The sequence below is a fragment of the Streptomyces sp. WMMB 322 genome (assembly GCF_900090145.1).
In the GTDB taxonomy this organism is placed as follows: Bacteria; Actinomycetota; Actinomycetes; order Streptomycetales; family Streptomycetaceae; genus Streptomyces.
This window is the reverse complement of sequence record NZ_FMHI01000025.1, coordinates 64,351-74,270: the sequence shown is the minus strand read 5'-3', so window position 1 is coordinate 74,270 and position 9,920 is coordinate 64,351. Positions and strand designations below refer to the sequence as shown.

6 protein-coding genes and 2 pseudogenes are annotated in these 9,920 nt (G+C 72.8%); 3 read left to right on the top strand and 5 right to left on the bottom strand.

Annotated elements, in window-relative coordinates:
- The coding region (locus H180DRAFT_RS27920) for a DUF885 domain-containing protein (RefSeq protein WP_139151456.1) at positions 1-594 on the top strand (594 nt) is incomplete at its 5' end.
- Between the two features lie 567 nt (positions 595-1,161).
- Here the strand turns inward: H180DRAFT_RS27920 and H180DRAFT_RS27915 are convergent.
- Both H180DRAFT_RS27915 and H180DRAFT_RS27910 read right to left on the bottom strand, forming a co-directional pair.
- Entirely contained in the window at positions 1,162-1,830 is a 669-nt protein-coding gene (locus H180DRAFT_RS27915) for a response regulator (RefSeq protein WP_055488938.1), read from the bottom strand.
- Entirely contained in the window at positions 1,827-2,975 is a 1,149-nt protein-coding gene (locus H180DRAFT_RS27910) for a sensor histidine kinase (protein ID WP_254666216.1), read from the bottom strand. Before H180DRAFT_RS27910 ends, H180DRAFT_RS27915 begins: the two co-directional genes overlap by 4 nt.
- Before the next feature lie 133 nt (positions 2,976-3,108).
- Between H180DRAFT_RS27910 and H180DRAFT_RS27905 the strand changes: the two are divergent.
- Positions 3,109-3,836 (top strand): annotated as a pseudogene (locus tag H180DRAFT_RS27905) (class I SAM-dependent methyltransferase).
- Positions 3,776-4,303, top strand: a pseudogene (locus H180DRAFT_RS28835) (DedA family protein); the annotation flags it as partial. The pseudogenes H180DRAFT_RS27905 and H180DRAFT_RS28835, both read left to right, overlap by 61 nt.
- A gap of 315 nt (positions 4,304-4,618) precedes the next feature.
- Here H180DRAFT_RS28835 and H180DRAFT_RS27895 read toward each other — a convergent pair.
- The 3 genes from H180DRAFT_RS27895 to H180DRAFT_RS27885 all read right to left on the bottom strand — a co-directional run bounded on the left by H180DRAFT_RS27895 (position 4,619) and on the right by H180DRAFT_RS27885 (position 9,865).
- Positions 4,619-5,440, bottom strand: a complete 822-nt coding sequence (locus H180DRAFT_RS27895; protein ID WP_055488936.1) for an SDR family oxidoreductase — start codon at positions 5,438-5,440, stop codon at positions 4,619-4,621.
- A gap of 70 nt (positions 5,441-5,510) precedes the next feature.
- A complete protein-coding gene (locus H180DRAFT_RS27890) occupies positions 5,511-8,633 on the bottom strand; it encodes an AAA family ATPase (protein ID WP_055488935.1) in 3,123 nt (1,040 codons plus the stop codon).
- Positions 8,630-9,865, bottom strand: coding sequence for an exonuclease SbcCD subunit D (locus H180DRAFT_RS27885; RefSeq protein WP_055488934.1), 1,236 nt, complete (start codon positions 9,863-9,865; stop codon positions 8,630-8,632). The genes H180DRAFT_RS27890 and H180DRAFT_RS27885 overlap by 4 nt, the downstream gene beginning before the upstream one ends.
- Positions 9,866-9,920: the final 55 nt, after the last annotated feature.

Below are 9,920 nucleotides of genomic sequence, written 5' to 3'. Positions count from 1 at the left end.
GGAGAGACCCGCTTTCCCGTGTACGACCTGGTCTCCACCTGGTACCACGAGGGCGTGCCCGGCCACCATCTGCAGCTGGCGCAGTGGGCGCACGTCGCCGACCAGCTCTCCCGCTACCAGACGACGGTCGGCATGGTCAGCGCCAACGCCGAGGGCTGGGCGCTGTACGCGGAGCGGCTCATGGACGAGCTGGGCTTCCTGGCCAACGCCGAACAGCGGCTGGGGTATCTGGACGCGCAGATGATGCGTGCGACGCGCGTCATCGTCGACATCGGCATGCACCTTCAGCTGCGCATCCCGGACGACTCGCCCTTCCGTCCCGGCGAGCAGTGGACGCCGGAACTCGCGCAGGAGTTCTTCGGGATGCACAGCGGCCGTCCCGCGGACTTCGTGGAGAGCGAGCTGGTGCGTTACCTCGGAATGCCCGGACAGGCGATCGGCTACAAGCTCGGCGAGCGTGCGTGGCTGACGGGACGTGAGGCGGCGCGCAAGGCGCACGGGGACGAGTTCGACCCGAAGCAGTGGCACATGGCTGCCCTCTCGCAGGGCTCACTGGGTCTCGACGATCTGGTGGCGGAGCTGTCGGCACTCTGACGACCCGACAGGACGTCACGTCGCGGTGGACGAACGGGGCGTGTGCGTGCGGCTGTTGAGGCCGGACGCACACGCCCGGGGCGCCGCCGCGATCTCGGCGTCCCGATGCTCGGCACTCAGCTCGGCACTCGGCACTCGGCACCCCGAAGGGCTCGCGTCACGAAGCCGACCGGCTCCACCGGGCGGCCGGCTCCCGGCAGCGGGGGCCGGGCGGATGACCTGAACGCTGGACTGCCCCGCCCCGGCCCCTTCCGGCCCTCCCGGGTCCGCCGAAAGCGAGCGCGGTGACACACTCATCGACGCGATGACTTGGCGACAAATCGTCCCGTCGACTGGTCGGTTCATCGACCGTTGGTATCCGGCTTCCGGGGACCGCAACCAGGTGGACCTGAACAGGGCGCTCACGCACCGGCCGGACAGCGGAGAGCCGGACTCCCGGCCGCCAATCACGCGTACTGGCGGCGGAATTGACGTGCGGTTCCGCGGGCTCGGCCGGCCACCCCGTTCACACAAGGGCCTCGATGTTCGCGTGGTCCGGCAGCACTGAACGAGGTCACGGTGCCGATGTCATGTGGTCCCGTCGGGCCGGGGGCCGAGGTGGGCGTCGCGGGCCAAGAGCGCCGCCTGCACGCGGTTTGTGACCTCCAGGGTCGTGAGGATGCGGCTGACGTGGGCTTTGACGGTGCTCTCGCGCATCTGGAGGCGGGCGGCGATGTCGGAGTTGGTCTCTCCTTGCGTGAGGCGGGCCAGCACGTCACGTTCACGGGGGGTGAGACGTTCGAGACGGGTGCGGGCCGCCGCTGCCTGCGGCTGCCGGGAGTGGTGGTAGCGGTCGATGAGGCGCCGCGCGGCGCTGGGATGGAGCATGGCCGATCCGGCGGCCACCAGGTGGACGGCCCGCAGAATTTCGGCGGGGTCGGTGTCTTTCAGCAGGAACCCGTCGGCGCCGGCCGCGAGGGCGTTGTAGACGTATTCGTCCAGGTCGAAGGTGGTCAGTGTGATCACCTTCGGGGGGTGGGGCAGGTCCCGCAGACGGGAGGTGGCGATGATGCCGTCCATGCGAGGCATGCGCACATCGACCAGGGCGACGTCCACACGGTGTGCGGTGGCCAGTTCGACGGCGTGCAGCCCGTCGGTTGCCTGGGCGACGACGTCGATGCCTTCCGCCGCGTCGAGGAGCTCGGTGAGCCCGAGGCGGACCAGAGCATCGTCGTCGGCTATCAGGACGCGGATCATGTGCGGGAACCGTTCTGCCCGGTAGCGGGCGGGTGCGGGATACGGGCGGCCAGCCGCCAGGCGCCGGCTCCGCAGGGCCCGGCGTGCAGGTGGCCGCCGAGGGCCGCTACCCGCTCTCGCAGGCCCACCAGACCGAACCCCGAATCGATACGTCCCGGCGCCGGGGCCCCGGCGGTGTTGGAGATCTCCACGGTGGTGTCGGGCGAGGCGTAGCAGAGGCGGATGGTGACCGGTGCGCATTGGGCGTGCTTGCGGGCGTTGGTGAGTCCTTCCTGCACGATGCGGTAGACGGCAAGGCGGTGTGCGACCGGAGCCTGCTCGGGGAGTCCCGTCGCGTGGAAGTCGATGTGCTGGCCGGCCGCACGCGCCTGCTCGACGAGTTCGTCCGCCTCGCGCAGGACGGGAGCGGCCGGCCCCGTGGCCGCCTCGGTGCCGGTGTCGCGGAGGGCGCCGAGGACGTCACGCAGGTCGGCCAGCGCTTCCGTGGAGGCGGTCCGCAGCAGGGACAGCCTCTCGGCGACCGGCTGGGGCAGGGCGTCGGCCTTGGTGGTGAGCACGCCGGTGTGCAGGGCGAGCAGGCTCAGGCGGTGAGCGAGCACGTCGTGCATCTCGGCGGCGATCCGGGACCGCTCGGCGGCCCTGGCGGCCTGTTCCCGCAGTTCCCGCTCCACGCGCAGGTGCTCGACCTGAGTACCCAGCGCTTCGACCAGGCGGCGGCGGCTGCCCATCCACAGTCCGCCCACCACTGCAAGGAGCAGAAACAGGCTGGAGCCGTACTGCTGCGGTTTCCACAGCGAGACCACCGGAGCGGTGAACACGTCGGCCACCAGGACGGTCACCGCGCAGCCGACCGCGATCCGGGCTCGTCTGTCCGCGGCCAGGTCGAACAGAGCCACCAGCAGCAGCGGCAGCAGCACCCACCCCCACAGCGCGGTCGCCACCACGGACAGGGCCGGGGCCAGGGCCCAGGGCAGTCGGCGCACCAGCAAGGCGGACCCGCACAGCACGGCCGCCACGGCGGCCGGTGTCAGGTAACGTCCGCCCGAGGTGGCAGCGGTGTTCGTCACGGCCGCGAAGACCAGCAGCACCACCAGACCCCAGCGCCCGTACACCCGCCAGGTGGCCGGTTCTCTCCAACTCCCCACCCGCGGAAGCCTAGACGGGCGACGGCAGGAAGACCCCCGCCGATCAGACGGGCCCGCACCCTACTTTCGTAGGGGCAGGGGAGCGCAGATCAGCCGATTCGCGAGCGTGGCGGTCTTCCTAGCGTCCAAGCCCATGGACAACTGGCTTACCTCGCACGACCGTTCCTTCGCGCAGCGCCATGGGGAGGGCTGGAGGTTCCTCATCGAAGCCGCCCGCGATCTGCGCACCACCGGCGCCGTCGCGCCCAGCGGCAAGGCACTGGCCCGCGCGCTCACCGAACCGGTGCGCCTCCAGGCCCCCGGCCCCTGACCGTCCTGGAAGCCGGCGCGGGCACCGGAGCCGTCACGCGCCCCCTCGTCGCCGCGCTCACGCCGGGCAGCCGCCTCGACGTCGTCGACGCCAACCCGCGTTTCACCGACCGCCTGCGCCACCTCGTGCGCACTCATCCGCACCTGGCAGGCAGGCCCGACCAGGTCCGCGTCCAGCGCAGCCGCGTGGAGGAACTGGACACCGACCGGCGCTACGACGTGATCATCTCCGGCTTGCCGCTGACCAACTTCACCCCCCGCCAGGCCGAGACCATCATGAGCCGGTACCTGGAACTGCTTCACCCCGGCGGCACCCTCACCTACTTCGCCTACCTCGGCACCCGCCGGGCACGCAACCTGCTCTCCACCCGCGCCGAAACGCGCCGCCACCGAGCGGTCGAAGAGGTCATGACCTCCTACCAGCGCCAGTACGCCACCGGCTGCCGGACGGTCTGGGCCAATCTTCCCCCGGCCAGGGTCTGGCAGCTCAGGTGTCCCACCGAACCGGAACTGAAGGCCCGGTGCGCCGGAGCGGCGGAAGCCGCCCGGTGAGCGCCGTGTCCGCCGTCCTCGGCGAGGTGCCCGCCGGCGTCGCCTACCCGTTCCTCGCGGCCGCCGTCCTGGCCGAGTCCGTTCTGCTGATCGGCGCCTTCGTCCCCACCCTCACCCTGCTGCTGACCGCCGGGGCGCTCGCACGCCACGGAGACCTGCACCTGCTCCCCGTCATCGCCACCGCCGCCGGCGCGGTGGTGACGGGGGACTTCCTCGCCCACCGCACCGGACGCGTCCTCGGCGCCCGCCTGCACACCTCAGGTATCGGCCGGCGCATCCCGGTCACCGTCTGGCAGCGCGCCGGAGACCTGATGGCCCGCCGCGGCGGCCAGGCGCTCCTCATCACCCGGTTCGTTCCCGTGATCCGCACCGTGACCCCGCACCTGGCCGGCGCCACCTGCCTGCCCTACCGCAGCATCGCCCCCTACAGCGCACTCGCAGCCCCCCTGTGGGCCGCCGCCGAGGCCGGCGCCGGCTACGCAGCCGCGCCGTCCCTGCAACGTGCGCTCACCCTGGGCGCGCCCGCCGTCGCCGCGCTTCTCCTTGCGGCGGCCGGCGCCCTGCTCTGGGCGAAGGCCCGCAGAAGAAGACCGGCAGCCCGAACGGGCATCGGGCGCCGGCCCGGTGCGCCCATCCAGCTCGGGCGGCCCGCCCGGCAGGCCCCGGCGTCGCCGGCCGCCGAGCCGGACCGGGACCAGGGACACGCGATGCCCGGGCGCGCAGCAGGACGCCGCCCGCCGGCCCGGGGCACTCGGACCGGCCCCGCCCCGGGCGAGCCCTGCTCAACGCGCGAAGCCGTTCTCGGAATTGATGACCTCGCCGGTGATCCACGCCGACTCGTCGGTGGTGAGCCAGGAGACGAGCCGGGCCGGATCGTCGGGTGCGGCCCACCGGCCGCCGGGGAAGAGCGCCGCCACCGCGGCGTGTTCCTCGCCACTGAGATAACCGGTGTCGACGGGGCCGGGGTTGACCGCGTTGATGGTGATGCGGGGTGCCAGCGCGGTCGCGAGAGTGCGCACGGAGGAGGCCAGTGCGCCCTTCGCGAGGCTGTAGCAGATCTCCTCGGGCATGCCGCCGCGCACGTCCTGCCCGGAGGTCATCACCACGATCCGGGCGGCGGGGGCGTCGTCGGGGCGTGGCAGCCGCGCGAACGCCTGGATCAGCAGGATCACCGAGCGCGTGTTCACCGCCCAGTGCGCGTCGAGCATCTTCGCGTCGACGGCCTCGAGAGGCCCGTCGCCGCCGCTGAGCGCGTGGTTGGCCACGAGGATGTCGAGCCCGCCGCCACCGAATGCCTCCGTCGCCTCGCCGACCAGTCGGGCCGGAGCATCCCGTGCGGTGAGGTCGCCGGGACCGTGTGCCACTCTCGCGCCGGGCGTGGCGACTTCACGCACGGCGTCGGCCAGAGCCTCGGGACCTTCGCTGTCGCTGCCCCAGGGCTGAGCGGAGTCGTGCGGCCGGTGGTGGTGCATGTAGACGCTCGCGCCGTAGGCCGCCAGGCGGCGGGCGACGGCGTGACCGATGCCGGTCCGGCGGCTGGCTCCGGTGACGAGTGCGGTGCGTCCGCGAAGGGGCAGGGGGTCGCGGCGGGGTGAGGGAGTCATGACGTACAGCCTGCTGGCCCTCGCCGCACACGTCAGGTGGATTTCCCGCGCCGCCGGAGGCTCGCTCCCCTCAGGTGCGAGCCGGTGCCGACCGGCGGTGCAGCGCCGAGCCGTGCCGGGACTTGCTGACCTCCAACTGGACGGGAATGCGTTGGCGCAGGTCGGCGACGTGACTGACGATGCCGACGCATCTGTCGCGCTCCCGCAGGGAATCCAGGACGTCGAGGATTTCGTCGAGGGTCTGCTCGTCGAGGCTGCCGAATCCCTCGTCGATGAAGAGCGTCTCCAGTTTCGTGCCGCCGGCTTCGTCGGTGACGACGTCGGCGAGGCCGAGGGCCAGCGCGAGGGAGGCGGAGAACGTCTCACCGCCGGAGAGGGTCGCCGTGTCACGTTCGACCCCGGTCCAGGCGTCGATGACGTGCAGCCCGAGGCCGGAGCGTGCCCGCCCGCCGGCCCGGGCGTCGGAGTGGACCAGGGTGTAGCGGCCCGCGGACATGCGGGAGAGGCGGGCGCTCGCTGCCGCGGCCACCTGCTCGAGGCGAGCGGCCAGCACATAGGACTCAAGGCGCATGCGGTGCTCGTTCTCGGCCGAGGTTCCGGCCGCAAGACCCGCGAGCCGGGCCACCCTTTCATGGGTCTCACGCAGCGGCGCGAGCCGCCTTGCGCTGTCGGCGGCCTGCTGCGTGAGCCTGTCGAGTTCGGCGCAGCGGGTTCGGGCGGCGTCCTCGGCGGCCGAGGCCGCGCGCAGCCGGCGGGTGGCCTCGTCGGTGGCGTGCTGTGCGGCGTCGGGCTCGGCGGGCGGGAGTGCGGCCGCCGCGATCAGGTCCGGGTCTCTCAGCTCGGCGCCGACCGTGGCTTCGGTTGCCCGCCAGTCCTCCAGACGCTCTGCCAGTACCCGCTGTTCCTCGTCGCCGAGGACCGCGGCGCCGGCTGCCTCCGCGCTGCCGAAGCCCGCGCGGTCCGCCGCGGCGGCCAGCTGAGCGGCGGTCTCCTCCAGATGTCTGCCGCTCTCCTGCGCCCCGCGTGCGGCGTCGGCGGCCTCCTCCAACAGGGCGGTGCGGCGCCGGAGCAACGCCGCCCGTTCGAAGACGCTCCGGGCATCGCCGCGGGCCTTCTCCAACTGGACTGCCAGCGCCGTCAGTTCACGCTGGAGGGCGTCCCGGTGCGAGGTACGGGCGGCGACGCGGCGCTCGGCGTCCCGCTGCTGGGCGAGGCGTCGGGAATGTTCCCGTTCGGCCCGCGCGAGGGCCTCCCGGGCGGCGTGCGCGTCGGAAGCCTCTTCGTGAGCACGCTCGTGTGCCTCCGTCAACTCTTCGACGGCGGCAGTGAGTTCGCCGGTGTCCTCTCCCTGCGACCCGGCGGCGGCCGCGGCCAGCGCTTCCCGCAGGCGGCGTGCCGCAGTGTCCGCTTCCTCGCGCGCGGCTTCGGCATCGCGGAAGTCGGCCAGCGCTGCGTCCTCGGCGGCCTGTCCGACGGCTCCGGCGCCGGGACGTGCCGGGTCGGGGTGAGCCGTGGCTCCGCATACGGTGCATGGCTCGCCGTCGCGCAACCGGGCGGCGAGTTCGGCGGCGATGCCGCGCAGCCGCTGGTCCTTCAGCCGCAGCCATTCCTCGTGCGCCCGGGCAGCCGACTCCCGTGCTTCCAGGAGCCGTTGCGCGGCTTCCTTCTCCTGTTGCGTGAGGTCGTCGCGTCGCCGTGCGGCGTCGAGGCGCTGCTTCGCCGGCTCCAGCCGGCCGCCGAGCTGTTCGGCGCGCGTGGCGGCTTCCTGCGCGTGGTCGACGCGCTGCTGGTGCGCGAGGCGTTCGCTCTCCCAGCGGGAGAGCCATTCCGTGGCCTCCCGCAAGGTCTCTTCGTCGGCGTGTGATTCGCGTTCGAGACCGGCGAGTTCGGTTTCGATGGCCGCGCGGCGTTCCTCGGCGCGCCGTGCAGCCTCCAGTGATCCCAGCTCCTGACGGTACTCCCCGGCCAGGCGGGCCAGTTCGGAAGCAGGTGAGTCGGCAAGCTCGGCGGGAAGCCGTGATCGGCGCCGCGTCTGCTCGGCCAGCGCCGTCTCGTGGGCGGCGACGGCCGACTCGTGGAGCGCCACGGCGGGGGCGACGGCGCCGGCGGCCCGGGCACGCTCCAGGCGCTGCCGGGTCTCCTCGCGCTCGTCGGCACGCTCCTCCAGCTCACGGGCACGCCGCTGGGCGATGCTGTACTGCCTCTGCCGACGGGCGAGTTCACGATGCTCGGCCAGCTGGGACATCGCCTCGCGGTGTGCCGATTCGGCGGTGGCGGAAGCGATGACCGCGATGTCCAGCCGTTCGCGGGCGCTCGTACGGGCAAGGGCGGCCCATTCCAGTACGGCGGCGGTCAGCCCCGGGGCGCCCGCAGTGAGGGCCTCGTCTCCGGCGGCGGCGTCACGCGGTGCGGGCTGACGGTGCGTGGACTCGCGTGCACGCTGGCCGGGAAGCGCTCCGCCCGACTCCTCCCCCGCCGCGTAGCCGTCGCCGGGGACCGCCTGGTCCGGGTCGCCGCTGCCGAGTGCCTGCCGCATGCGGTGGAGGAGGCCCAGCAGCGTCTCGTCGCCGGCACGCACCTCGTCCTGGGCGGTGCGCCGCATACGGGCCAGCTGTTCCTCGGCGGCGGCGAACCGGCCGGTGTCGAAGAGCCGGCCGAGCAGCTTGGCACGGTCCTCCGCGCTCGCCCGCAGGAAGCGCGCGAAGTCCCCCTGCGGGAGCAGCACGACCTGGCAGAACTGTTCGCGGCTCATGCCGGTGAGCTGGGCGATCTCTTCACCGATCTCCTGGTGGGAGCGGCTGAGCCCCCTCCACTCTCCTGTGCCCGCGTCGTGTTCGCGCAGCCAGGACTGGGCCCGCTCCCGTGTGCTGCCGGTGCCCCGGCGTTTGGGCCGGCTCTGTTCGGGGCGGCGGGTGATCTCCAGCCGGCGCCCTGCGACTGTGAGGTCGAGCACGACCTCGGTCAGCGTGCCGGGAGCGGCATGGTCGCTGCGGAGCGTGCCGCCGGGCTGCTGACGGACGCCGGGGACGGTGCCGTACAGGGCGAAGCAGACGGCGTCCAGCACGGAGGTCTTGCCCGCGCCCGTCGGACCGTGGAGGAGGAAGAGCCCGGCGGCGGACAGCTCGTCGAAGTCGACGTGCTGAGTGCCGCCGAAGGGCCCGAAGGCCGTGACCGTCAGGCGGTGCAGTCTCATCCGCGGGCCTCCGCCCGCTTCGGGGTGCCGTCCGCTGCGCCCGGGCGGTATGCCGCCGGCGTGCGGCCGGCGGTCTCCTCCGCCGTGGTCTCCGCACGGGCGGCTTCCAGAGCCTCGCCGAGCATCCTGCGCTCACCGCTGTCGGCGGCCCGGCCCGTACGGACGTGTCCCACGAAGTCTTCGGCGATCTCCTGGTCACTGCGGCCCTTCAGCCGCCGTGCGTAGGAGACTCGGGGTTCGCTCTCGCCGGAGGGTTCCGGGTCGAAGACCAGGCTGACGATGTGCGGGAAGCGCTCGGCCAGGAGGGCCATCGGAGCATGCGGACGCGCGGTGTCGGTGAGGGTGGCCTCCACCCACGCCTCCTCGTGCGGAGTGTGAGCCGGGTCCTGCAGCAGCTCGTCCAGGCTGCCGCGCAGCCTGGCCAGCGGCCGCGAAACGGGACAGAAGACGCGGCGGGCGGAGACGTCTCCGGCCGCGTCGAGGTCGACGATCCACATGGACTTGTGGTGGGCGGCCTCCGAGAAGGAGTAGGCGAGCGGCGAACCCGAGTACCGCACACGCTTGTTGACTGTCTGACAGCCGTGGAGGTGGCCGAGCGCCGCATAGTGGACGCCGTCGAAGACGGAGGCGGGCACGGAGGCCACGCCTCCGACGGTGATGTCCCGCTCGCTGTCGCAGGACTCACCTCCGTGGACGAAGGCGTGGGCGAGCACGACGGCGCGCGTGGAGTCGGGCCTGGAGGCTAGATCGGCACGCACGCGGTCCATCGCTGCGCGGAGCACGGCCGTGTGACCACGCTCCTCGGCGCCCAGCGAAGCGGACACGAGCGCCGGCTCCAGGTACGGCAGCCCGTAGCAGGCCACGTCACCGTGCTCGTCGGAGAGCAGGACCGGCGTGCCGCAGCCCTCCGGGTCCGTACGCAGGTGGACGCCGGCGTACTCCATCAGCCCGGACCCGACGCCCAGGCGCCGGGCGGAGTCGTGGTTTCCGGAGATCATGACTGCGGGCACGCCCAGCCGCGCGAGCCGGTGCAGGACCTCGTCGAAGAGGGAGAGGGCAGCCAGCGGCGGCACGGCCCTGTCGTAGATGTCGCCCGCGACGAGGACGGCGTCGACCCGCTCCTCCTCGACGGTCCTCAGCAGATGGCCGAGGAACTCCCGCTGGGCATCGAGCAGGCTGACGCGGTGAAAGCTCCGGCCCAGGTGCCAGTCCGATGTGTGCAGCAATCTCACAGCACTGCTCCCGCAAGCACGCGCGCTCTCCCCGTGGTAGGTCTTCTCGACACGG